At 42.4% G+C, this 24,335-nt stretch carries 18 protein-coding genes; 8 read left to right on the top strand and 10 right to left on the bottom strand.

Annotation, left to right across the window (positions count from 1 at the left end; all coding sequences use genetic code 11):
* Window positions 1-8 precede the first annotated feature (8 nt).
* From crtID to J3P37_RS20600, 3 genes are all read left to right on the top strand, one after another.
* Complete coding sequence (gene crtID / locus J3P37_RS20610) at window positions 9-1,487, top strand: bifunctional phytoene desaturase/3,4-desaturase (RefSeq protein WP_256013420.1); 1,479 nt, start codon at window positions 9-11, stop codon at window positions 1,485-1,487.
* Between the two features lie 49 nt (window positions 1,488-1,536).
* A complete protein-coding gene (gene trxA / locus J3P37_RS20605; RefSeq protein ID WP_256013418.1) occupies window positions 1,537-1,833 on the top strand; it encodes a thioredoxin in 297 nt (98 codons plus the stop codon).
* A gap of 87 nt (window positions 1,834-1,920) precedes the next feature.
* Window positions 1,921-2,586 (top strand): sterol desaturase family protein, encoded by a 666-nt coding sequence (locus tag J3P37_RS20600; protein ID WP_256013416.1) that lies wholly within the window; start codon window positions 1,921-1,923, stop codon window positions 2,584-2,586.
* A gap of 16 nt (window positions 2,587-2,602) precedes the next feature.
* Here J3P37_RS20600 and J3P37_RS20595 read toward each other — a convergent pair whose 3' ends face one another.
* On the bottom strand, window positions 2,603-5,437 hold the full coding sequence (locus J3P37_RS20595) for a DEAD/DEAH box helicase (protein WP_256013413.1): 2,835 nt from the start codon (window positions 5,435-5,437) through the stop codon (window positions 2,603-2,605).
* A 72-nt stretch (window positions 5,438-5,509) separates the two neighbouring features.
* On the bottom strand, window positions 5,510-6,664 hold the full coding sequence (locus J3P37_RS20590) for an ATP-binding protein (RefSeq protein ID WP_256013411.1): 1,155 nt from the start codon (window positions 6,662-6,664) through the stop codon (window positions 5,510-5,512).
* 130 nt (window positions 6,665-6,794) lie between these two features.
* Between J3P37_RS20590 and J3P37_RS20585 the strand changes: the two genes are divergently transcribed.
* The 5 genes from J3P37_RS20585 to J3P37_RS20565 all read left to right on the top strand — a co-directional run bounded on the left by J3P37_RS20585 (window position 6,795) and on the right by J3P37_RS20565 (window position 10,405).
* Window positions 6,795-7,415: a hypothetical protein gene (locus J3P37_RS20585; protein WP_256013409.1), complete on the top strand. Its 621-nt coding sequence runs from the start codon at window positions 6,795-6,797 to the stop codon at window positions 7,413-7,415.
* Entirely contained in the window at window positions 7,412-7,714 is a 303-nt protein-coding gene (locus tag J3P37_RS20580) for a winged helix-turn-helix domain-containing protein (protein WP_256013407.1), read from the top strand. Before J3P37_RS20585 ends, J3P37_RS20580 begins: the two co-directional genes overlap by 4 nt.
* Window positions 7,715-7,765: 51 nt before the next feature.
* Window positions 7,766-9,118, top strand: coding sequence for a cell envelope integrity protein CreD (gene creD / locus J3P37_RS20575; RefSeq protein ID WP_256013404.1), 1,353 nt, complete (start codon window positions 7,766-7,768; stop codon window positions 9,116-9,118).
* A 124-nt stretch (window positions 9,119-9,242) separates the two neighbouring features.
* Window positions 9,243-9,641 (top strand): ribosomal maturation YjgA family protein, encoded by a 399-nt coding sequence (locus J3P37_RS20570; protein ID WP_256013402.1) that lies wholly within the window; start codon window positions 9,243-9,245, stop codon window positions 9,639-9,641.
* A gap of 5 nt (window positions 9,642-9,646) precedes the next feature.
* On the top strand, window positions 9,647-10,405 hold the full coding sequence (locus J3P37_RS20565) for an oxygenase MpaB family protein (protein WP_256013400.1): 759 nt from the start codon (window positions 9,647-9,649) through the stop codon (window positions 10,403-10,405).
* 77 nt (window positions 10,406-10,482) lie between these two features.
* Here the strand turns inward: J3P37_RS20565 and J3P37_RS20560 are convergent, their stop codons facing one another.
* The 8 genes from J3P37_RS20560 to J3P37_RS20525 all read right to left on the bottom strand — a co-directional run bounded on the left by J3P37_RS20560 (window position 10,483) and on the right by J3P37_RS20525 (window position 24,031).
* Window positions 10,483-12,705 carry a glycoside hydrolase family 3 C-terminal domain-containing protein gene (locus tag J3P37_RS20560; protein WP_256013397.1) on the bottom strand — a complete coding sequence of 741 codons (2,223 nt, stop codon included), beginning with the start codon at window positions 12,703-12,705 and terminating at the stop codon, window positions 10,483-10,485.
* 37 nt (window positions 12,706-12,742) lie between these two features.
* Window positions 12,743-14,074, bottom strand: coding sequence for a DUF5125 domain-containing protein (locus tag J3P37_RS20555; RefSeq protein WP_256013395.1), 1,332 nt, complete (start codon window positions 14,072-14,074; stop codon window positions 12,743-12,745).
* A gap of 13 nt (window positions 14,075-14,087) precedes the next feature.
* The gene (locus J3P37_RS20550) at window positions 14,088-15,596 is read right to left on the bottom strand and encodes an endo-1,6-beta-glucanase (protein ID WP_256013392.1); all 1,509 of its coding nucleotides are present in this window, start codon (window positions 15,594-15,596) and stop codon (window positions 14,088-14,090) included.
* 10 nt (window positions 15,597-15,606) lie between these two features.
* On the bottom strand, window positions 15,607-17,127 hold the full coding sequence (locus J3P37_RS20545) for a RagB/SusD family nutrient uptake outer membrane protein (protein ID WP_256013389.1): 1,521 nt from the start codon (window positions 17,125-17,127) through the stop codon (window positions 15,607-15,609).
* An 11-nt stretch (window positions 17,128-17,138) separates the two neighbouring features.
* Window positions 17,139-20,105 (bottom strand): SusC/RagA family TonB-linked outer membrane protein, encoded by a 2,967-nt coding sequence (locus J3P37_RS20540; protein WP_256013386.1) that lies wholly within the window; start codon window positions 20,103-20,105, stop codon window positions 17,139-17,141.
* Window positions 20,106-20,325: 220 nt separating this feature from the next.
* Window positions 20,326-21,945: a SusR family glycan utilization regulator gene (gene susR / locus J3P37_RS20535; RefSeq protein WP_256013383.1), complete on the bottom strand. Its 1,620-nt coding sequence runs from the start codon at window positions 21,943-21,945 to the stop codon at window positions 20,326-20,328.
* Between the two features lie 174 nt (window positions 21,946-22,119).
* Window positions 22,120-22,923: a helix-turn-helix domain-containing protein gene (locus J3P37_RS20530; protein ID WP_256013381.1), complete on the bottom strand. Its 804-nt coding sequence runs from the start codon at window positions 22,921-22,923 to the stop codon at window positions 22,120-22,122.
* Between the two features lie 91 nt (window positions 22,924-23,014).
* Window positions 23,015-24,031, bottom strand: a complete 1,017-nt coding sequence (locus tag J3P37_RS20525) for an SDR family NAD(P)-dependent oxidoreductase (protein ID WP_256013378.1) — start codon at window positions 24,029-24,031, stop codon at window positions 23,015-23,017.
* Window positions 24,032-24,335: the final 304 nt, after the last annotated feature.

Genomic DNA, 24,335 nt, shown 5'->3' with positions numbered 1-24,335 from the left:
CTTAGTAAATGATTAAACGAAAGATAGCTATAATAGGCGCTGGCTTTGGAGGAATGGCGGCGGCATCTATACTGGCTAAAGAAGGACATGAAGTGACGGTCTATGAAAAAAATGATCAGCCTGGAGGACGAGCACGTGTCTGGGAGAAAGACGGATTTCGCTTCGATATGGGCCCTAGCTGGTATTGGATGCCCGATGTGTTTGAAAATTTCTATAAATTATTTGGCAAAACTTCATCCGATTTTTATGAGCTGGTTCGTCTTGATCCTTCATACAGGGTTTACTGGGGAAAGGAGGAATATACAGACATCCCTGCTTCAATTTCTGGCCTGAAACTCTTATTTGAAGAACTTGAACCTGGCTCAGGGGGCAGATTAGATGAATTTCTGAAGCAGGCTAAGTACAAATATGATAAAGGTATGGGCAAATATGTGTTTAAGCCTTCCCTCTCTGTTTCTGAATATCTTGACCTGGGCTTACTGGCTGAGAGTTTTAAAATTCAAATGTTTAGCTCTATTGGTAAACACATCCGGAAATATTTTTCTCACCCTAAGCTGATCAAGATCCTGGAATTTCCGGTCTTGTTCCTCGGAGGTACAGCAAAAAACACTCCGGCGCTTTACAGCATGATGAATTATGCGGACCTGGTACTTGGAACCTGGTATCCAAAAGGCGGAATGAATCAGATCGTCCAGGCTATGAGCGCTATCGCAGAGCAGCAAGGAGTACGCTTTCACTTTGGGCACGAAGTGAAACGCATTGTAGTTAAGGACAAACTGGCCAAAGGCCTGGAAACCAATAAAGGGTATTTTGAGGCTGACCTGATCATATCCAATGCCGATTATGAACATACTGATCAAGTACTGACCGATAGAGACTCCCAGAATTACACACCAAAATATTGGAACAGCAGGACACTCTCGCCCTCATCCTTGTTATTTTATATTGGGATCAACAAAACTATCCCTGGAATAAAGCATCATAACTTATTCTTTGACGAAGATTTCGACCAACACGCTGAAGAGATTTATCAGAATCCCCAGTGGCCATCAAAGCCTTTGTTTTATGTTTCATGCACTTCGCAAACCGACAACACAGTAGCCCCTGAGGGGTCTGAAAATTTGTTCTTTCTTGTCCCGGTCGCTCCAGGCCTGGAAGACTCTGACGATGTTCGGGAAAAGTACTTTAATCTGTTAATGATACGATTTAATAGTATTATAGGCGTAGACATCCGCGACTCTGTGGTCGTTAAAAGGAGTTATGCCATTAAAGATTTCGTCAGCGACTATCATTCTTATAAAGGAAATGCCTATGGACTCGCTAATACCTTGCTCCAAACAGCTTTTTTGAAACCCAGAATTCGCTCTAAAAAAATACACAATCTTCTCTTTACGGGCCAGCTTACGGTTCCCGGCCCAGGAGTTCCTCCTGCTATTATATCGGGGCAGGTAACTGCTAATGAAGCACTTAAAATACTCAACAACTGAGTCACATCAGGCCCAGAGAACATCCAGCCGCAAATTCCGTTATATATTAATGGCAAACTTTAAAGACTTAATCAACGCAGACAAACCTGTTTTAGTAGATTTTTCAGCGGAATGGTGCGGCCCCTGTAAAATGATGGCGCCTATTTTAACGCAGTTAAAAAGCATGCTTGGAGACAAGGCAACTATTCTTAAAGTGGATGTCGATAAAAATCCCGCAGCAGCAAGTGCCTATAATGTGCAGGGCGTCCCTACCCTTATACTTTTTAAAAATGGCCAAACCAAATGGAGGCAGTCGGGCGTTATACAGGCAGCTCAATTGAAAGAATTAATCGAACAGCATCTTTAATTGCTCAATTTTTACCTTTTTAAAACAGACGTTATTCATAATCCTTATACGTTTGTACCAAGTCAATAACACCTAATTATTGATATTATGGAAACTGTTGCAATAAAAAATAAAGGTCAGGCGCGACTGTTTAAAAACTCGGTCCTCGAAAGCTTAAGTAAGACCAGACCCTGGATGATCTATTCGATCTACATCCCCCTAAGTGCATTCATGGTGTATTACAGTTACTCCCAGCTAGGCTTTTCGATATCAGCCATTTTTATCTTATTTGTTTCCGGCCTGATCAGTTGGTCTCTTTTTGAATACATTGCCCATCGCTACCTGTTTCATTACCATGCCAGCAGCGACCTGGGACAGCGCATTGTTTATATTTTTCACGGAAACCATCATGAATACCCGCGCGACAAAATGCGGCTATTTATGCCTCCTATACCGAGCATCATTTTCGCGGGTATGCTCTTATCTATTATATGGGTATTATTTTACCTGTTTAATGGTACAGGAAAGGATGCTCTAGTCTTTTTCCCAGGCTTTATCATTGGCTACCTTGCCTATGTGTCAATGCACTATGCTATCCATGCCTTTACACCTCCTAAATATTTAAAAGCTCTCTGGCGCAATCATCACCTGCATCATTACAAATACCCTGAAAAAGGATTCGGAGTAAGCTCTACTCTTTGGGATGTGATATTTGGTACCTTACCCGAAAGAAGGGCCTCGCCGGAGACAAATGGAACTAACAGGGAAACGTGATAACTAAGTTATCTATCTAGTTAAACAAATATCGAATATCCTCCAATGTGAGATTTTTAACAAAGTCTGTTTCGGCTCCGATCAGCTCCTCAGACAGTGCTTTTTTTCGTTCCTGTAAGTGAATGATCTTTTCTTCGATAGTATCTCTGCAGGCCATTTTGTAAGCAAAAACATTTTTAGTCTGTCCGATACGGTGCGTACGGTCAATAGCCTGCTGCTGAACAGCTGTGTTCCACCAGGGATCAAACAAGAATACATAATCAGCAGCTGTAAGTGTCAGTCCGGCATTGCCTGCCATAAGGCTGATCAGAAACACATTAGTGGTATCGTCTTCCTGCTGAAAGGCCTGCACCATCTCCATTCGTCTTTGTGCTGGCGTTTGTCCGTCGAAATGGTAAAAGGAGATGCCATTACGTTCCATTTCACCGGCCAGCAGATCGAGCATCTTAGTGAACTGGGAGAAAACAAGCACCTTATGATCTTTAAGATTGTTTGTCAGTTCATCGATCAGTACTTCCGTTTTTACAGAATCTTCGCAGATCCGTTCTTCAGCAGGAAGAAGCAACGGCGAATTACAAGCCTGCCTTAGCCTCGTTATACCCTGAATGATGGAAAGCTTACTATTACTTAAACCTTCGCGTTCAATCTCCAAAAAAATGGAGCTTTTGATACTCTCCCTTATAGAGTCATATTGTTCCATCTGGATGGCTCCCATATCACACCAGAGTGTCAGCTCAGTCTTTTCAGGCAGGTCGGAAGCCACCTGTTCTTTGGTTCGCCGCAGGATGAAAGGGGCGGTCAGCTTTTGAAGAGCCTTTGTTTTTACAGGATCCAGATCGCGGTCTATCGGGTCGGAATATTGATTTTTAAAGAAATCGTGACTACCGAACATACCGGGCAATAAGAAATTTAGCTGTGAATACAGATCGAACGTGTTATTCATAACCGGGGTACCACTCAGTGCCACACGTGTTTGTACACGCAGCCTGCATACAGCCTGTGTAACCTGTGCCTGGGGGTTCTTAATGTTATGACTCTCATCTAATACCACCACGCCAAAGCGAAGCTGGGCCAACCGGTCAATATCAGAGCGGATAGTTCCGTAAGTTGTGATAACTATATTTACATCATTTTGATCTATAAAGTTAGCTCTCCGGCCTGCGCCATGATAGATGTATACTTTTAACGTAGGAGCAAACTTTTGAAATTCCTGCTGCCAGTTATAGATCAAAGAAGAGGGGCAGATCACTAAATGCTTCTTTCCGGGTTTGGTTTCGACTCTGTTTGCCAGAAAGCAGATGGTTTGAAGTGTTTTACCCAAGCCCATATCGTCAGCAAGGCAGGCTCCCGCACCTGCATTCGCTAACAGAACCATCCATTCGTATCCTTTCTGCTGATACGGCCTCAGAGCGGGCACCTCAACTGCAGCCGGAAGCGGCAAAAAGCTCTCTGAACTTTGCCATTGCTCCCATTGTTGCCACCAATCTTTATTGAAAGCAGGTTTAAGCAGGCCTTCGCTGTTGCCTGTTTCATGCTGGCTGATAGCCATCCAACGCTCAAGATACACCTCATTGTCTTTGACCCGGCCATGTTTGATGATCGTAGCATATTTTTCCAACCATATTTCATCAAGGATAGCAATCTTATCATCGTTCAGCAGCAAATGGTGCTGTCCGCCCAGCAGGATTCTCTGAAGTTTATTAAGCGGAACCTCTTCATTACCAAAACGCACGCTTAGCTGTATCCTGATCTCGCTTTCCTGCTCTTCTTTTATCAGGAATTCTGTTTCCGGTTTAAATTCTGAATAGCGGAAATGCTGCAGTAAATCCATTCCCGCCACGCGCACATCCTGATTAATTAGTTGGTGATATGCTTTCAGGAACCATTGCTTCTTTCTCGCCTCGTCGAATGTCAGATAGAAATAACCGTTACGTTGCTTTTCAAAGGATGGGTGCAAATTTTTAAGAAGCTCGATAAATTTTTCTTCCTCTTCACGGTTTCGCTTAATGCTGTACGATTTCCCGGCACGAACCAGCTCCTGCACTTCTTTAAATGTCCCCTCAATCAAAATCCCTTCGTACACCCATTGTGGTGTAAGCATCAGGAACGATCCGCTTAACTCTGAAACCATCAACTGGCTTTGTGGAACTGAGTCGATAACATTTTTATTCAGAAGTCCGTTGCGGTTTACCTGGTAACTTTGCTCCAACGGCAAAAGGATATGTTTCTTAAATTCTTCTTCATCTGCTCCGAACCGGGTACTGTCTGCAGATTCCAGCCATTCCAGATTCCGGAAATCTTTATAGCCCAACAGATAGTATTCGTTGTTTTGCTCAAGAAAAAAATGATACCGGTTAAAATCATCCAGCCCGGATATTTTACCCTCAAGGCCAATCTTAACTCCGATCTGCAAGTTTGTACCTGATTTCAATACTTCAAAATATAGCCGGGGCTTTGAAGTATTTATTGCACAAGGGGCTGTCCTAAACCGGCCTGAGGTATCTTTGATCTTGTGATAACATTTAAGCGATGCCAGAAAAGGTAACAGGGAGGCACATGCTTCGTGTATCTTTCTCGGAAAAGCATTTTTCAGGTAGGTGTCGAATTCGACACCAGAGCGCTGCCTGGAATGAATGAAGTGTAACTGCTCAATAATACCCTGATTTCCAGCACCAGAAAATGATTTCAGCACATTCTTCGCTTCTTTAGGGGCATCGGCAAAATGCTTTTTTATCTCCTGAACGGTTAATTCGCTGGTGGTATAAGAAACCTGTTTCCCGGCTTTTTCAATTACTAAAGACTGCAGAAGAAGACCACTGTTTAAAAGTTGCTGAGGGCTAAGTAAGATCATAATAAAACCAGAGGGTAAAGTTAATTGAACACTAAATATGCAACCTAGGAGTGAATAGGTTCTTTCATAGATCTATACCGGTAGCTTTTCATTCCATGGAATTACCTGTATACCATTGCTTCTTTTTTGCATTTCTTTTCCCGCATAAATAACAATTCCCCCTTCAAAGCCAGTTATTTTCTTCCAAAATTTGAAATTTTTAAAATAGTCGGGTGTTATAGTTTTACCCGCCTTTATTTCTATGGGATAAAGTTCCGTGCCCTTGTCAATTACGATATCCATTTCGTTACCTGCATTATCCCGCCAAAAATAAAGGTTCAATGCTTCATTCCTGTTGTATCTTGATTTGATCAAATCGGTAATGACATAGTTTTCAAACAGGCTTCCTTTCAGTGGATGCGTTAACAGTTGCTCTGAATTGTTAATACCTAATAGAGAGCAAGCTAATCCTGTATCATTGAAGTACAGTTTGGGCATTTTTACAATTCGTTTGCTGAAATTATTGTAATGCGGCTTTAATAAATGAACGATAAAACTACTTTCCAGCACGCTCATCCATGATGAGATCGTTTTACTGTCTACCCCTGTTTCCACTGCCAGGCTGCTCAGATTGAGCAACTGCCCGATCCGTCCGGCACATAACTTTACAAACCTTTCGAAAGAATTTAAGTCGCTGATATTCTTGATCTGTCGTACATCGCGCTCCACATAGGTTCGAATATAATTGGGAAGCCATTTGTTTGGTGGTATATCATTGTCGTATATCGGAGGATAGCCCCCCTTAAATAAGACTTCTTCTACAGTTTGAGGCGATCTGGCAGCTTTCCCGATCTCTTCTGTGGCGAACGGAAGAAGAAATAAATATCCAATCCTGCCAGCCAGGCTTTGTGAGATATTTTCCTGCAACAAGAAATTATTTGATCCCGTTAATATAAACTTGCCTTTTTCTGTGCTTTCGTCGAGAATCTGTTGAAGATATGAGAATAGTTGAGGCACGCGCTGAGCTTCATCAAAAATGGCACCTTCTTGATACTGCTCCAGGAAGCCTCGCGGATCATCTGTAGCAAACAATCTCAAATCAGGATTCTCCAGAGATACATATTTTTTATCAGGAAAGACAGCTCTTGCTAAGGTGGTTTTTCCTGATTGGCGCGGCCCGATGATTGCAACAGTTTTGAATTGCCGCGCGAGAAGTTTTAATTCCGCTGTAGCGGTACGTTCTATCATATTCAAAGATACGTATTTCTTACAATTTAGGATTCAGATTCCGAAATTGTAAGAAATACAGAGGCCCAGGTCATTTAATATTGCAAGTATAAATTATTCTTCCTTACTTTGTAGTTCAAAGTCCTTTTACATGAAAGAAGACGATATCTATTCCGAGCTAAGTTCCATCAGAAATTTAATGGAGCGCTCTACCAAGTTTATATCATTAAGCGGGTTATCTGGGATAATGGCGGGTATTTATGCGCTGATAGGAGCCTTTATCGGTTATAAACTGGTTTATACAGAGAACAGCGGACTCTTATTCAGGGATTATTATGTGAACGATCCCACGATATGGTGGCCCTTGTTTCTGGTGGCGACAGTGGTACTTGTCTTGTCCCTGGCAACAGGCGTTTGGTTAACTGTACGACAGGCACGGAAAAAGGGTGAAAACTTTTGGAACCCTGTAAGCAGGCGTTTACTGATCAATCTGGCATTTCCCCTGATCACCGGAGGTTTGTATATTATTATCTTAATTTCCAGAGGTTATTTTGGAATGATAGCTTCCTCATGCCTTCTGTTTTACGGACTTGCATTGGTTGCAGGAAGCCATTATACGTTCTCCGACGTTAAGTGGCTTGGTTTCTGCGAAATCATCCTTGGTTTACTGGCAGCTTTAATTCCAGGCTATGGCCTTGTTTTTTGGATCATCGGTTTTGGTTTACTGCATATTTTGTACGGTTCCATCATGCATTTTAAATACAATCAGTGAAGATATCCTTAGAACAGTTTGATAAAGCTTTTGAAAACCGGATACGCCTGCAGATAATGAGCGTGCTGGTTGCAAACGACAGCTATGATTTCAATTCACTGAAAGACCTGCTGAATGTGACTGATGGAAATCTGGCTTCTCATCTTAAAGCTCTGGAAAAAGAGCAATACATTACCGTGAACAAAAGTTTTATCGGCCGCAAACCTAATACCCAATATATTGCCTCGAAGCTGGGGCGCGAAGCCTTTAAAAAACATCTTGAGGCACTGGAAAACTTAATTAAACAACAGAAACATTAATATTTTTTTATTCAAATACTTTGAAAAACAAAGTACTTTAATATCATTATCATGGAAATAAAATTTGAACACCACACAACAGAGAATGGGCCCGACAAACCAGGGACTGCAGTTTTAATTAAATTAGTATTAATTGGAATACTTACTTTACTCCTCCTTATCCCATCTAGCTGGCTTCAGGATCTGATCCTTGAACGGCAGGGCAGACAAGATGAAGTTATCGCAGAGATCTCAGACAAATGGGCCGGAAGCCAGCTAGTAGAAGGCCCGGTTATGGTGCTGCCTTATAAAACCCTGGTAAGCCAGAAGGACGCCACCGGAAAGATCTCCTACAAGGAAGGCCTCACCAATATTTACCTTCTACCCGAAAACCTGGACATCTCAAGTAAGGCAGATCCTCAATTATTGAAAAGAGGCATATTTGATGCCGTTGTCTATAATACCCGGATAAAAGTTGCCGGAAACTTCGGCCGTCTTGAACTAAAAAAATCAGGGATCAACCCTGAACTTATTCAGTGGGACAAAGTCAAGCTAGCCATCGGCCTAAGCGATTTGAAAGGCTTGAAGAACAATCCATCAATTAAGCTCGGCGATTCAGTGTACAATGTGGAACCTGATTTTAGCTCCCTTAATCTGTTCAGCAATAACTTAATTATTCTGCCGGACCTTAGCGCTTTAAAACATACAGCACTCCACTTTAGTTTTGATTTGGATTTGAGGGGAAGCAGTGAACTTAATTTTCTGCATTTGGGCAAGAGTACTACAGTAAAGATCGAGGGAGGATGGGGCAACCCTAGTTTTACCGGGCGTTACCTCCCAGAAAACCGGAAAATCACGCCTGACGGGTTTACAGCGCTGTGGAAAATGCCCTATTTCAACCGGCCATTCCCGCAGCAATGGACCGATCAAAATACCGTGTTAAGTAAGCCGGGGAAAGAGGGATCTTTTGGAGTTAAATTTATATTGCCTGTAGATCAGTATCAGAAGACTATGAGATCTGCAAAGTATTCCATACTGATCATTTTGCTGACATTTATATCACTCTTTTTTACTGAGCTGCTTCATAAGAAAAAAGTCCATTTACTGCAGTATGTACTTATCGGTGCAGCCATGATTATCTATTATGCCTTGCTCCTGTCCTTTTCAGAGCGGGTCGGATTTAGCCTGGCGTATCTGATCGCTTCCGTAGCAACAGTGCTTCTTATCGGCTCGTTTATAACTGCCCTGCTCAGAAGCAAAAAACCAGCAATCATCTTTTCAGGTATACTCAGTATTTTTTATGGGTTCATATTCGTCATCATCCAATTACAAGATCTGGCTTTACTTTTTGGAAGTGTGGGCCTGTTCATAACGGTAGCGGTAATGATGTATCTGTCGGCCAAAATTGACTGGGTCAAAAAATAGTTTTTCAACAAGCAGCATAAGCTGCCTGAAGATTAAATGGCAGCACTTAACCTATACGAAATCTTGCCAACTTGTGCCTCTTCTCTAATCAAGTCCGGGTTAGCTCCGGTAAAACACTGTATATATGATCACTTTTAAAATAACTTATTTTATTCTCTTCATCACACTATTCATTATCGAGATCATTATTACTGCCTTTGTTCACGATGATATTGTGAGGCCCTATATTGGAGATCTGCTGGTTGTAATCTTTTTGTATTGCGGCGTCAGAAGCTTCTTTAATTCGGCGATAACCAGAACAGCTCTGTCCGTCCTCGCTTTCTCCTACCTGGTAGAAACGCTGCAGTACCTCAATATTGTTCAGCATCTGGGACTGGCACATTCTACAATCGCCAATACTATCATAGGTAATTATTTCACCTGGATTGATATTCTGGCATATACATTGGGAATTCTGATTGTGCTGGTGGTCGAAAAGCAAAGGCCTGCGGCTCACAGGAGAAAAGCGATCATAAACAGTTAAGCTCTATGACTTTTTTTGTAGAAAAAGATTCGATTATACGCAGGATCTGGGGCAAAGGAGATACCATCCTTTTCATTTTCGCCGGTGCCTCGGCTGAGTTTGCCTTTAACAAAGCGGTCGACTGGCTTTATTTTACGGGTCGACTGCCCGGTGATCCGTTGGGAAGGCTCTTTTCTACAGTATCCTATGCGAGGCAAATTATATTTTCGGATTACAACGGTGCATTAGCCGCTATTGATAAAATCACGGCGATCCATAAATCGGTAGAAGCATCGAGGGCCGACCGGATCCCAGACTGGGCATACCGGGATGTATTGTTTATGCTAATCGACTACTCCATACGGTCGTTTGAGGTACTGGAAAGGGAACTCACAAAAAAGGAAAAAGCCGAGATCTTCGAGGTATTTAAGCGTGTTGGCCTTCGAATGAATATTCCCGGTTTGCCGGCAGATCATACCGCATGGCAAATTGCCCGGAGAAAACACCTTCAGCAAGACCTGGTCGCGGGCAAATTAACGACCGATTTGTACAAGCAATACCGTAAACATCTTGGCTTTTCAAGGTACGAGCTATTGAAACAAGCACAGGCCATGGTAATTCCTGAAACAGTACAGCAACTCTTAATGCTGAAAAAAGCGGGTTTACTGAGGCCCTTATTAAGAATATACAAAATATCGGGGAAGCTCAAACTTCAGGGATTTATCAGGAACATGATCCTCCCTCAGGAGTACAAGCAACAGATCAGCGATCTGGACATAGACTAAACTTTTCGCTAACAGAAAAAGCCACCCTTACTAGTGGCTTTTTCTGTTATAAACCCAGTCAATGCGACCGCTATATGTTATTTTAACCTGAAACCAATTGACTGGCGGATATCCGCTGAAGATGCACCAACCAAAGCCCTGAAATCTCCCGGCTCGGCAACCCAATCATGTTTAGCGGCATCAAAGAAACTTAGGGCAGTTTTATCGATAGTAAACTTAACCGTCTTCGTTTCGCCTGCTTTTAAGCTAACTTTCTCAAAAGCTTTCAGCTCCTTTACAGGACGAGGCACTGACGATTTCACATCATTGATATATAACTGCACAATCTCCTGCCCCTCGCGTTTTCCTGTATTTTTCACTTCAACAGAAAACGTGATCTTGCCATCTTCAGCCAGATCTTTTTTATTGGCGATTACTTTGCCGTATTCAAAGCTTGTATAGCTTAAGCCATGACCAAAACTGAATAAAGGTTTGGTGCCGTGCTTATCGGCCCAACGATACCCTACAAAGATACCCTCGTTGTAGGTCTGCTCGCCATTTCCAGGATAAACACCTAACTTATGCGCACCATTATCATCAAGCTTAGCCGGGAAGGTAAAGGGTAATTTTCCTGATGGGTTCACATCGCCGACTAAAACCGAGGCCAGGGCATTTCCAGCTTCTGTACCAAGGTACCAGCCTTGAACAATGGATGGCACTTCATTTACCCATGGCATGGCCACTGCATTTCCTGAGATCATCACAACAGCCAGGTTCTTATTTGCTTTAGCCAGGGCACTGATTAGTTTGTCCTGGCTGTAAGGCAATCCAAGAGACTTGCGGTCGTTTCCTTCGCTGTCCTGTCCATCATTTTTGTTTAAGCCACCAACAAACACAACGAAATCTGCAGTCTTTGCTAAATCAACTGCTTCTTTGATCAACTGATCAGCGGAACGATTGTCTGCAAGATTCTGGCCTGTGCTCAATCCGTCCTGCGCTTTTGACTTCTCCCCAACATAACCTCTTGCAAAAACGACCTCCGCCTCTTTGCCTATACGATTTTTAATACCGTCCAGTGGAGAGATCTCGTATTTTGCTTTTAAAGAAGAACTTCCACCGCCAACAGTCATCACCTTAATAGCGTTTTCACCGATTACAGCAATCTTCTTTGCTTTTGAAAAGTTAATTGGGAGTGTGTTGTTGTTGTTTTTTAATAACACTATCCCTTCCTCTGCAATCTTACGACCAGCCGAAGCATGTTCTGCCGTCCCAAACGACCCATAAGGCCGCTTAGTGTTCATGTTGGTACGGAAAACCAATCGAAGGATATTTCGCACTTTTTTATTTAGTTCTTCTTCTTTGACTTCGCCAGATCTTAACAATTTAAGGAAAGGATTAGCCAGATAATAATTGTCGTAAGCGTTAGAGGCACCCATAGTAAGACCATCTGTCCATGAACCAAATTCCATATCCAAACCATGATAAATAGCTTGTTTGGTATCATTTACACCACCCCAGTCGGATACAACCACCCCGTCGAATTTCCATTCCCCGCGAAGGATATCGTTTAACAAAAACTGGTTCTGGCAGGCCCATTGTCCTTTGTACCTATTGTACGCTCCCATAATTGCCCAGGCCTTACCTTCCTGAACTGCCGCTTTAAACGCAGGCAGGTAGATCTCGTAAAGAGTCCGGTCATCCACCGTAACATTAACTTTATGACGGTCTATTTCCTGGTTATTTAAAGCAAAATGCTTCACGCAGGCAGCAACTCCATTCGCCTGAACTCCTTGAATATAGGGAACAACCATTCTTGAAGCAAGAAAAGGATCTTCGCCCATGTATTCAAAATTACGCCCATTAAGAGGAGTGCGGTAAATGTTCACACCCGGCCCCAGAAGTACGTTTTTATTACGGTAGCGGGCTTCCTCGCCGATCACCTTTCCGTAAAGTGCTGACATGTCTTTGTTCCATGAAGCCGCCAGGCACGTTAAGGCAGGAAATGCAATACAGGAGTCGTTCGTCCAGCCAGCCTGGTCCCATTTATCCCAAAAAACTTCGGCACGGATTCCGTGAGGTCCGTCGGTCATCCAATTCTCGGGAATGCCTAAGCGGGGAACACCAGGCGAACTGAATTTTGACTGAGCATGAACCATCGCAACCTTTTCCTCGAGCGTCATTCGGGATAAAGCATCCTCAATACGTTGTTCTATGGGTTTTGCTTCGTTTAAATATATGGGCAGGTTCTCCTGTGCTGTCGATTTAGCACCTAGGCTCCCCATCAGCAACAGGATTAGAAATGATTTAACTGATCTAAACATAATATATCATTAACAGAGTGTGTGTTTGCGGCTTAATTTATTTTTTCGTGACAGTCAATACAGCCTTATCATTCCCGGCGCTTAAGTCCACCGTGAATACATAAGTTGCACCAGCTTCCAGGGTCTTTCCAGCAACTATTCCCAGATTTCCTGGATCCCTGCCACTGCTGCCTCCACTACCAACAAAAATGACATCACTTGTTGTACTCAGTTCGGTGTTCTTGTACTCACCCCCCCATCCTTTCTGATGGAAAAACTTAAAGTTAATATTATCCGTTCTAATTGATGTACCAGCCACGGTAGTAATCTGATATTTTTTATTGCCGACCGGTGCCATGCATAGCGCATTATCCGTATTCCAGCCTACCTGGTTTGTGGCGATGGATGGCTTACCAATACCTTCTCCGATAATCCAGAGGGCACCGGTTCCATCAGCTTGTAAAGTGGCCAGATTTGTTCCGTTCATTGCTTCTACAATGAAATATTTGAGGATAAAGTTGGCAGTTATACGGTACTTTCCGCTTATTGGCAGGAACGTAAGTTTACCACTTGCATCTTTGCTGAAGTAATCCGGATCAATATACCAGCTGCTAAGGTCTTCGATGCCATCAATGGTAACTTCCTGCCCTTGGGTTAGTGTTACATCTGCTTTAAACCGGTTATCATCGATCCGGTCCATCAGCATGCCGTTTACTTTATAAACGATAAAAGGTGATGCATGATAATTGAAAGTATTGAAAGTGATGGAATACGAACCTGCTGCCGGATTCGAAAAGGGAATATCGTTCATCGAGCCAAGAGCGATTGCATTGTCCTCCCAACCAAATGTCAACTCATTTCCGGAAGCCCCGACTTTGGGAGCCTTGATATAACCATTAACAGCTGAAGGAAATACTTCTGTAACCGCATATTCGTACATATTAACACGGTCCATTCGATGTTCCCCGGTTGAGGTAACTAGTGTCAGATATGGAAAATCAGGCCTGGTCAATGGCAGATCAATTTCCTTTTCAGTGATTGTCAGATTGGTGTTCTGAAGAATGAGCTTCAATGTAGCCGTACCATTAGGTACATTAACGTAAAATGGAACATAGATCTTACCGGTATATTCGCCGTTAGTCTTAGTACGGATTACTGTCTCCGAAACCATATCATCGCTATAATAAAGCCGCGCTTTCAAGGTAGAGAGCGGAACTTCCGCATCAGAAACATCAATCTTAAACTCCAGACTGTCACCAAAATGCGCAGCCGTAAATTCTGTTTTTTGTGTTATAACAGGATTTCCCGGATTAGTGGCTTCATCTTTTTTGCAGGAATTGAAAAGCATCATTCCCACTGCAATAAACAGGATACTTAAAAATATTCTCATAATACTATTCTTATTATTTCCAACGATATGAAACCACGGATTTTGATGGCACAGCATAACTGAAATACTTTGTTCCGTCGCTTAATGTTATTTTCTTAATTTCATTTGATTCGTTCAGCAAAACCAGGGCATAAGTGCCATCGGTATTTTTAAATCCGGAATAGGTAACACCTTCTGCAGAATATCCGCTTGCGCCGATACGGACAGCACCAGGTTTAACCACAGATGATAAATGGCCGATTATGTAATAGTGTGAGTTTTTCTTGATCGTCTTGTAATCGGATTTATTTATATCTACAGCACCATAACAAGTCTGACACCCCCCGGCCCTGTTAGGTCCGCGCTCGGTATCGAGCATCAGGTTCCACACGATCACTGCCCTGCTCCAGTTGTTCACTGTTCCCAATCCTACTTCTCTCATATCATCCATTAAACGGACAGCCAGATTTTGGCCATCATTCCATGTACCAATGGAGGTCTCTGTGAAGATCAGTTCCTTGTCGGGACGCTTAGACTGAATATCTAGAAGTTCAGCTCTATTTCCACCGTAATTATGAAAAGCAGCACCTGCTACATATCCTGCTGCAACGGCATCCTCATAGATCTTTGCAGGATAATCGTTTTGTGAAGCGATGTTATCATAGTCATAGTTATGGTCGAAGAGGTAGATCTTTGTATCGAGTCCCGCTCCTCTCAGTTTTGGCCCCAAGGCTGTTTTCACAAAAGCAAGCTGCTCTTCCCAGCTCATATAAAGCGATGCTGAATTCCCCCTGTTTAATGGCTCGTTTTGTGGCGTAATGGCTGAAACATTGATTCCGTTTGTAGCCATCGCCTGGATCCATTTCACAAAATATGTTCCATAATTCTGGTAATGAGCCGGATTAAGCTGACCGCTGGTCCATGAGTTAAACGGCTGCAGGTCGGTCAGGTTATTGACTTTCATCCAGCGGGGACAAGTCCATGGTGAACCTATAATTTTGAGGTTAGGATTGATAGCAAGTATTTCCTTTAAAACCGGAATAACATAATGAACCTCTTCGTTCTGCAGCCCGAAATTCTCAATACCCGGGGTATCCCAGCAAGTATATTCACTCAGCGAAAAGTCAGAACACCCAATGGCTATACGAACATAGCTTTGACCCATTCCTTCAGTTTCAGAAAAAGTTTCCTTAAGGAACTTCGTTCTGTCAGCCTGTGTCATTTTTAGCAAGTTATAACAGGCAGACCCTGTTATTGCCGATCCGAAACCGTCCATTGACTGATAGGTTTGGGCCGGGTTTAATGTTATGGTATTAGGCGACATGTTGGATTTATCGCTGAAATCAACAAAGGTTTTTGTGAAGTCCTGTGACCGCGTATTTGTGGTCACATATATAGTCACATCGCCGCTGGTAGGAACCTCTGGATCAACCGGTTGCGCTGTGTCACTATTTTTTTTATCAGTCCCACATGCGGTGACTATCGAACCCAAAAGGGTTAAGGCCAGCGCAATGCTTTTCAATTTGCTCATATATTTTTTCATGTTCATTTTATTAATAACCCGGATTCTGAATGATCTTAGGATTTTGGTCGATTACAGCTTGTGGGATTGGCAGGCGATAAGATGTTTGATTAAAACGGTAAGCCAGGGGTTTTCTGCCTGAATCTTTTGCATAAACCGCGTTCATTACTTCTTCCACTTTATTTAATCGAACCAGGTCGAACCAGCGCTGACCTTCAAAAGCCAACTCCAAACGGCGCTCCTTCAACAATGCATTTACCATAGCATCCTTGCTACTGCGTACGGAATTGGATAACTTTCCAAGACTGGCACGCTCACGAATCCTGTCAATAATGTCAGCAGCAGCGCCAAGATCCGGATTACTCCTCATAATGAGAGCTTCGGCTTTTAATAGTAGAACATCTGCATATCTGAACTTGATGATACTGTTAAATGCAGAGCGGGTTTTGTACATGAAGGGATAATTGTTAGCCGGATAATAATTGCTCCATGTAGTTTCGTAATATACAACCGATTCGGCAAAACGCTCCTGGTCTCCTTCGTCCTGGAAAGCTTTGATCAGGTTTCGCGAGGGAGTGACCCATTTCGCCCAGGTGAAACTATTGTTATAGTTTGTCAGATCGCGACCAAGCATCCAGGTTACCCAATTGCCGTTTCCGGAAAAGAATTGCGCTTCAAGGATCGATTCCTTTGTGTTTCTCATCTTAGCATCTGTTCCTCCTGCATTCATCCCAAACAGATCGCTGAAATCTTGGACAAGATCGAAACCATCAGCGGCAAGCTGATCTGCGTACTGAATAACTTTTGCATAGTCTCTTATCGGTTTTTCTGCATACACTTTAGCGAGTAAAGCACGGGCAACAGATTTGGTGAAAAGCGTTTTATTCGTCGCATCATTATCCGGTGCAGATACGAGGGCCTCTGTCAGGTCTTTCTCGATTTGCCTGTAAGCTTCCTCTTCAGTATTTTGAGCAGGGAAATAATCCCCGTAAACCTCGCCAATTGTTCCAGAAGTTATATTACGGCCTTCCCGTGTGATTACAGGAATTGATCCCCACAAACGAACCATATCAAAAAGAACCATAGCTCTGAAGATCTTTCCCTGCGATTTGATTTGTTCTCTTTCAGCAGTACTGAAGGTATTATCTACCACTGAATCCACATTATTGATCAGCCGGTTTGCTCGCGCTACATCCTCCATATACCTGTCCCAGTCCCTCGCAATAACAGAATTCGAACCTTCAATTGAATTTGTTTCAAAAGGAACAACCTCGGCGCCTGTCGTCCCGGCATAAGCATTGTCAGAATGTGACTCTGCAATTAGTAGCAAATCGAGATACCAATGCTCCTGGCGGTCCCTCATTTGATTGTAAAGTGTTGTCAAATGGCTTTGAGCCGCTGCCTTATCTTTGAAAACAATCTGTACACCATCCTCAGTCACTCCCTCTGTTACATCAGAATAGGTATCTAAAGGATCTTTGACTAAGGAGCATGAAGCACAGATCAGAAGTGAGCTGTATAATAAGCCTTGATATATATATTTAAGTGTCATTATGGTTGCTTTTAAAATTGAACATTTAGACCAAGTACAAATGATTTACTCTGTGGGTAAGTACCCCAATCTATCCCCTGTACAGCACCATTATTTCCCCACTGATTAACCTCCGGATCCATTCCTGAATAGTTAGTCCATGTTAATAAATTGCTTGCAGAGAAATATGGCTGCACACGGCTTATTTTTAATTTTCTTAAAAGGTCTCCAGTAACATTGTAAGACAACGATACATTCTTCACGCGCAAATAACTACCGTCTTCAATAAAGTACGTGGAGTTTCTTAATACAAAACCAGCCTTGGGCACTTCTTTTATTTGCCCCGGAACCCTCCATCTGTCCAGTACCCTTACCGATTGATTCTTACCGTCGTACATGCCTTCTGTCTCAATTCTTGAAGCATTGAAAATATCGTTGCCGTAAGACCCTTGCAGGAATACGCTTAAATTAAAATTCTTGTACGAGAAGGAGTTGGTTAGTCCAAAAATAAAATCAGCATTCGGATCTCCAATATAAGTTCTGTCAGTGGAAGAGATTTTTGAATCTCCATTCAGGTCCCTGTACATCAGTTCGCCTGTTTCAGGATCAACCCCATCACTGATATAACCGAAAAATCCTCCTAAAGAGCGGCCAGGTTGGTTACGGACAACCGCTTCGTCACTGAAGTTGCTGGTTACAGCATCAGTATAGATCTGTTGTAATTGAAGACTTTCAAGTTTATTTTTGTTAAAGGAAATATTGAAATCAGTGTTCCAGGCAAATGGGCCATCGAAATTTCGGGTATTCACCAAAACTTCAAAACCTCTATTAGACATTTCTCCCTCATTTCTTGCAATGGTGTTCGCTGCTGCAGCTCCTGATGGCAATGACACATTCATCAACATATCTTTAGTTTTCTTGTAATAATAATCGAGATTAACAGTCACTCGATCTTTGAACGCAGTAAAATCTAAGCCCAGGTTTGTTTGAGTTGTGGTCTCCCAGGTAAGATCGGGAGTACGTAAGTTTGCCTGACTAATTGTTGGAACGGCTTTTTCATTTCCAGTCTGAAACCACTCAACGCGGCGAACATTATAACGTTGCAGATACGCATAATCTCCGATTCCTGACTGATTTCCAGTTTGACCCCATCCCCCGCGAATCTTTAAATCATTCAGCCAGTCTATTCCGTCCATGAACTCCTCCGAGGACAACCTCCATGCTGCAGAAAACGATGGAAAATAACCCCAGCGGTGATCCGGATGAAGCTTAGAGGACCCATCAGAACGAATATTGGCGGTTAAAAGGTATTTGCTATCATAATTGTAGGCTACCCGGCCGAAGTAAGACATGATTGCCCATTGAGACCGGCCTGTGCCTGTGTTATCCCAGGCTATTCTGTTGGCTACATTAAGCGTCTGTATCAAATCGTTCCTAAAATGCGAAGCATTGATATAACTATTCGAATAATCTGAGTTGGTGTAGGATGTTCCCGCCATTGCTTCTATTCCATGTTTATTGAATGTCTTATTATAATTCAATACATTGTCGAATGTCAACACCGTGTTCATGTTCCGGTTGTCAGAAGCTTCACCAAACTGGTTCCGGCCCCAGCTAGTTGAAAGTGGATCAAGGAAAGTGGTATTCAGGGCATTCCTCCTGTCCATTGCTAACGAGGTTTTAAAGGTCAATTCAGGAATAAAAGTGAATAATGCATTTCCCGAAGCGATGAGCCGGTTTTCCCTGTCTTTATTATTTCTGCTTCGCGCCATGTTTTCAAGCGGGCTTACAATATTGGCTCCGTAGAAATTATTATAATACTGGTTATCCGCATTCCGTACAGGTGCGAAGGTCGGTGTGTTTATCACTGCCAAAACAACGCCACCTTGATCGGATCCCAGGCCTGTTGATACGCCATTACTTGAATTATCAGAATAATTGACATTGGCACCTATAGTTAGCCACTTCCGTACTTTATTATCGATGTTAGCTCGGAAACTATACCGTTTAAAGAATGAACTAGTTAATATACCCGTTTCGCCCAAATACCCTGCGGAAAGATAATACCTAAGTTTTTCTGTACCATCAGATATAGATAACTGGTAATTCTGTAATTCCCCCGTTTTATAAGTTTCATCAGCCCAGTTGGTTTGATCAGTCAATCCGGCAGGAAGATTGATAAGGCCAATCTCATTTTGCAAATCCCTGTATTGCGCCGTATTTAGCACATCAATTTCATTCGTGACTTTGTTTTGTGTGAACTGAGCATTGAATGAAATCTTCGGATCGCCATTTTTTCCTGTCTTGGTTGTGATCAAAACTACGCCGTTTGCGGCGCGCGAACCATAAATTGCCGCTGAAGAGGCATCCTTCAGAACCTGCATGCTCTCAATATCTGTCGGCGCCAGGAATCTGATATTATCAACCGGCACCCCATCTACCACATACAAAGGGTCATTGCTACCGTTAAACGAAGTTGTACCTCGCACACGGATAGACATTTCAGCACCAGGGGCTCCGTTAGGTTGTATCACTGAAACCCCCGCGGCCCGGCCTTGTATCGCCTGCGCAGCAGACACAATCGGACGCTGTTCCAGGTCTTTCGTAGAAACAGTGGAAATGGCAGTGGTAACGTCCTTCCGTTTTACGGAACCGTAACCAATAACCACAACGTCTTCCAATACGTTGTTGGAAGCCTTTAATTTGATGTCAACCTTGACGGAATTTGCCGGAACTTCAAGAGCATCGTAGCCGATGTAAGAAACAACCAGCACTGAACCCGGTGGTACGTCTGCAATGGTGTAACGACCATCAACACCTGTCGAAGTTCCGGTTCTCGTCCCTTTCACGACAACGGAAACTCCGATTAAAGTCTCGCCCGTGGCTGCATCAGTGACAGTACCCTGCACCCGGAAGTTCTGGGCAAAAGCAGGCGCAGAAATGCCACATGCAAAAAAAATAAAAAACTGTAAAAGTCTTTTTGTAAATAAAGGCCTCATAATCTTTGATCTTGTGGTTATTTAAATAATCGGTATTTGAAAGTGCAATGAATAGTTAGCATTGCATTTTATTGGCTGATCAAATGTAAACACATATAATCCCCTTTACTTTCGATGCATTAAAAAAAGTACTTAAATAAAAACATAACATATTCATTTACAATCTATTGCAAATAAATATAAGCTCAAAAAAGTACTGGTTTGGGAAGAAATTAATAGCTTAATCGTGCTTTAGGGTGCCGATCTCTTTCACCATTTCTTCAAAATCATCGCGGGATATTGCCTTATTCCTAACCTTGGTCCGGTAGTTATAAACTGTTCTTAGTGAATACCTCAGGAAGCTAGCTATTTTAACACTGTCTGTAATACCCAGACGAATGAGGGCGAAGATCCTTAACTCGGTATTCAGCAACTCTCCCTGCTTCGGATAGATATGTTCCTCCTGTACAAGGAGAACATTAAACTCCCGCACAAAAGTGGGATAAAGATTCAGGAAAATCGTATCGAAGTTTTTATACAATTCGCCCAACTCTGTTTCCACAATACCTGTTGATTTCAAAGTCTTAAATAAATCATCAAGCTGGTTATTCGCAGCTTTCTTATGTAAAGATTTACGGTAGTTTTCCAGCTTGTCAATATAGGTAGAGCACAGATCGAAAAAATGGGCGATATATTCTTCCTTAATATGATTTGATTCAAAGAGGTTATCATTCGCCTGTTGTAATTCGTTATTTAACTTGCTCAGCTTTTCGTTGGTCTGAAATAGCTCCTGGCGAATCTTTGAAACCCGTTTCATCTGCTTGTAAATGTAAATTATACCGGCAATCAGAAATACAGAAAGGATGCTTATCAGAATAAGATACATACGAAACTCCATCTTCTGGTTTCTTTCCTTTTCCTGAAATGAGGCATTGATAATAGGATAGAAAGTAGATCCCTCAACAGTCCGGTATCTGACGTTACAAAACAGCGCATCGTTTATGGCAGCTTCAATAAAACGGAAAGCCTGGTCGATATCCCCTTCTTTATAAAAGGTAAGCGCCAGGCTTTGAAGGGAGGCGTTATCCTTAATAGAATTTTCCACGTCGGTTATAGCCGAGATTGCGTAATACTTCTTCTGCAATTCTTTATTCCCTTCATCCATATACATCCGGCCCAATAAATAAGCAATCTCAGCTCGCTCCGTATTTTTATCTGTGGTTTTATTTAGCAATAAGAGCAGGGCAGTTTCGGCTTCCTTCCTTTTTCCTTTATACAGGATCTTCGTGGCATGTACAATCTGGTGCTTGAGAGAACCAGAATCGAGGACGGTCAATAAAGAATCACGGTATAATTCGCTTCTGGTATAGTAGAGGTTGTTATTATTACTCTGTCCATAGTGACTACAAAAAGCATTATAGCACTCGTAATAATCCGGAAGAAGACTTTTAGCCAGAGCTGATCTGTCAATATTTTCCAGTAAGTCTTTTGATTCAATATACAAACCTTCCGTAGAGTACAACCATGCCAACTGTATTTCGGCCTTATTAAGCAGATACTGGCTTTCCAGCTCGTTGGCTATTTTAATATTTTTGCGGATGTAAAATACCGCGGAATCAGCCTTATATTTTTTGTACTCATTGCAAAGCTTGAGGTTGATATCATAGATCTGGCCTGCCGACAAGTTTCCAAGATTCAGCAACTGCTTAATGGCAACAATCTTTGCTTCCTTATTGGCCATATACAGCTGCCTGTTATCCATAACTTTGTCAAGACGCATATAGATAGAATCCGCATAATCTACAGAAAAGGCGAAATAGGCGATAAGCAGCAAAAAGACAGTCAGTAAGAAGTTTTTCAAATTTTGCTAAAAATCAATCAATAATAAAGCTGCAGAATTATTTAACAAAAAGCGGTTTATAAAATGCTTTACTTTATTAAAATGGTTAAAGGCTAAAATTAAACATTTAAGCTCAAAGTACGAGTTTTTTGAGGCAGATTTGTCGACAGGCTGGAACCTCTCTAATCAGACTCTTTATGACAACAAATCTGTAGGTGCATAACCAAATTGTTTTTTAAATGCGAAAGAAAAATGAGACAGGTTTTCGAATCCAACTTCATAGCAAACTTCTGTCGGCTTTTTATTTTTCTGCTCTAACTGGTAATGGGCCAGGTCCAGGCGTTTTTTAGTCAGCCATCGTTGCGGTGTAGTAGCGAATGCCTTTTTAAAATCCCTTTTAAATGTTGTCAGGCTTCTGCCGGTTAAATAGCCAAATTTCTCAAGCGGCATGTTGAACATAAAATTCCTTTCCATGTAACCGGCTAGGTCAATTTTACCAGGTTCCTCGAAATTGGCCAGTATATTGTCAATGCTGGGATCAATGGAACGTAATATGATAACAGCTTCCGTAATTTTTAGGTTGGCAATGTCCTGTGGTAGATTCTGCATGTCAAAATAAGGAATCAACGATGAAAGACAACTTTCAAGCAAGGGGTGATGGTTATAACAACTTAGAGTTTGAACGTCTCCAACTAGCGGCTTAACATCCAGCTTAGCATAGAAACTCCGAAGCCATTCGGTGGTAAGATGCATTACCACCGTTTTATGCGGCTGTCCATCCTTGGGATAATTGATGATAGTGGCTAACTGGTTCCTGGGTATTAAGAAAATATCTCCCTTTTTAAAGAGGTAGGATCCTTCCGTACGAACTATTTTGGTTTCACCGGAGACAAACCAGATTAGCATGTGATGCTCGAACATGACGTCTGATTTAAAGAACTTGTCATGGAAAGAAGACAACTTAATATGTTCGGTAATGTATTTAGCCTGATATTCCATATCGACACTTCTTATAAGCAAATCTAAGCTATCTGGTTATTAAATTCGAATCTTACAATCCATTTCCCCAGATAAAAAAGATTGCTGAGTTTCAGGCTATTCGAAACCGAATATTGGTTATCTCTTCTGTATGTACCCACAAACGCTTTGCACTATTTCCATTAAGCGAATAGGGCTGCACACCTGATTCATGAAGCCTTGCCCCGTTCACCTCCCGATCAGAGAACAACAGTTCCGCAATATCACCATCTTCACAATACACACCACCCATATTTTTGAGCAGACCACTGGTAGCGGCCCAAACGGTTGTAGCGGCACCCTGGGGTATTGTTTTCAACGTTGCTAAAACCTCCGGGCGCATACTACCCTTTTCATCCAGGAATCCCATCTTCTGAAACAGCTCCGTTGAAGCTTCCCTGCCCAACTCGGTGCCTGCAATGGATCCCGGGTGTACTGAATACGCTCTTACGTTGTGCTCTCTTGCACGGTTGTCCAGTTCCAGGGTAAAAAGGTTGCTGGCTGTTTTGGACTGACCATATGCCTGCAGTGTCTCATATTCGCGGTGATCAAAATTGGGATCATCGAAATTAAACGCTGCCATATGATGACCAAGCGAAGAGACATTTACCACTCTTGCTCCATTTGCTTGCTTAAGCGCCGGCCACAGTTTAGCAGTTAAATGAAATTGTCCGATGTAATTTGTGGACAATTGTGATTCGATACCGCGGCTGTCTTTACGTAAAGGCACCCACATGATTCCTGCATTATTGATCAATAAATGTAAAGGACGGTTTGAAGATAAAAACTTTTCTGCAAAGCTATCGATAGAGGCGGGATCCATAATGTCCAGGGCATAGATTTCTATGTTGGTAAGATCTTCCAGATTTTTCTTTGCTTTTTCCACATCCCTCGCAGGTATTATTACCGTGGCTCCTGCGGCTGCAAGCGTTTTTGCTGTTTCGAGTCCTATACCCGTATTGCCCCCAGTCACGATAGTGATCTTGCCAGTAAGGTTTATTCCCTCGATAACCTCTGCTGCTGTTGATTGGGCGTTGAAACCGGTTCCTAGCGGATGCTGTAATGCTCCCTGATTGTTGTTCTGTATCATGTTGATTTTGTTTGTTGATACAAAAATAGAGCAGATATTCTTACGCATTTTTGTTCAGAAGGCCGAATATCCTTTGTTTAAAAGACCATAGGAAAAGCAAATCTACACCCTTCAACTGTGGAGGGATTCCAGCAGTGGCCGAGCGACAAGAATCCTTTTCTTGCCATAAATTTTCTCTCGGGACGCACGCGTGCTAGCTACGTCAACCTGCTGACGAACGTGTGCCGCGTGTGACATAACTGCTTCTCAACAATCAGTGGTGTATAAAATCAAAACTCTTTCGCGGGGCCTGAATTAAAAAAGC

The organism is Desertivirga xinjiangensis (genome assembly GCF_024436435.1).
GTDB lineage: Bacteria > Bacteroidota > Bacteroidia > Sphingobacteriales > Sphingobacteriaceae > Desertivirga > Desertivirga xinjiangensis.
This window is presented reverse-complemented; position numbering and strand designations above follow the sequence as displayed.

Coding starts and splice junctions, on each gene's coding strand:
- creD (WP_256013404.1), top strand. CDS start 7,766: ATGGAAATAAAATTTGAACACCACACAACAGAGAATGGGCCCGACAAA.
- trxA (WP_256013418.1), top strand. CDS start 1,537: ATGGCAAACTTTAAAGACTTAATCAACGCAGACAAACCTGTTTTAGTA.
- crtID (WP_256013420.1), top strand. CDS start 9: ATGATTAAACGAAAGATAGCTATAATAGGCGCTGGCTTTGGAGGAATG.
- J3P37_RS20550 (WP_256013392.1), bottom strand. CDS start 15,596: ATGAAAAAATATATGAGCAAATTGAAAAGCATTGCGCTGGCCTTAACC.
- J3P37_RS20595 (WP_256013413.1), bottom strand. CDS start 5,437: ATGATCTTACTTAGCCCTCAGCAACTTTTAAACAGTGGTCTTCTTCTG.
- J3P37_RS20525 (WP_256013378.1), bottom strand. CDS start 24,031: ATGATACAGAACAACAATCAGGGAGCATTACAGCATCCGCTAGGAACC.
- J3P37_RS20565 (WP_256013400.1), top strand. CDS start 9,647: ATGACTTTTTTTGTAGAAAAAGATTCGATTATACGCAGGATCTGGGGC.
- J3P37_RS20545 (WP_256013389.1), bottom strand. CDS start 17,127: ATGACACTTAAATATATATATCAAGGCTTATTATACAGCTCACTTCTG.
- J3P37_RS20600 (WP_256013416.1), top strand. CDS start 1,921: ATGGAAACTGTTGCAATAAAAAATAAAGGTCAGGCGCGACTGTTTAAA.
- J3P37_RS20530 (WP_256013381.1), bottom strand. CDS start 22,923: ATGGAATATCAGGCTAAATACATTACCGAACATATTAAGTTGTCTTCT.
- J3P37_RS20585 (WP_256013409.1), top strand. CDS start 6,795: ATGAAAGAAGACGATATCTATTCCGAGCTAAGTTCCATCAGAAATTTA.
- J3P37_RS20570 (WP_256013402.1), top strand. CDS start 9,243: ATGATCACTTTTAAAATAACTTATTTTATTCTCTTCATCACACTATTC.
- J3P37_RS20540 (WP_256013386.1), bottom strand. CDS start 20,105: ATGAGGCCTTTATTTACAAAAAGACTTTTACAGTTTTTTATTTTTTTT.
- J3P37_RS20555 (WP_256013395.1), bottom strand. CDS start 14,074: ATGAGAATATTTTTAAGTATCCTGTTTATTGCAGTGGGAATGATGCTT.
- J3P37_RS20590 (WP_256013411.1), bottom strand. CDS start 6,664: ATGATAGAACGTACCGCTACAGCGGAATTAAAACTTCTCGCGCGGCAA.
- J3P37_RS20560 (WP_256013397.1), bottom strand. CDS start 12,705: ATGTTTAGATCAGTTAAATCATTTCTAATCCTGTTGCTGATGGGGAGC.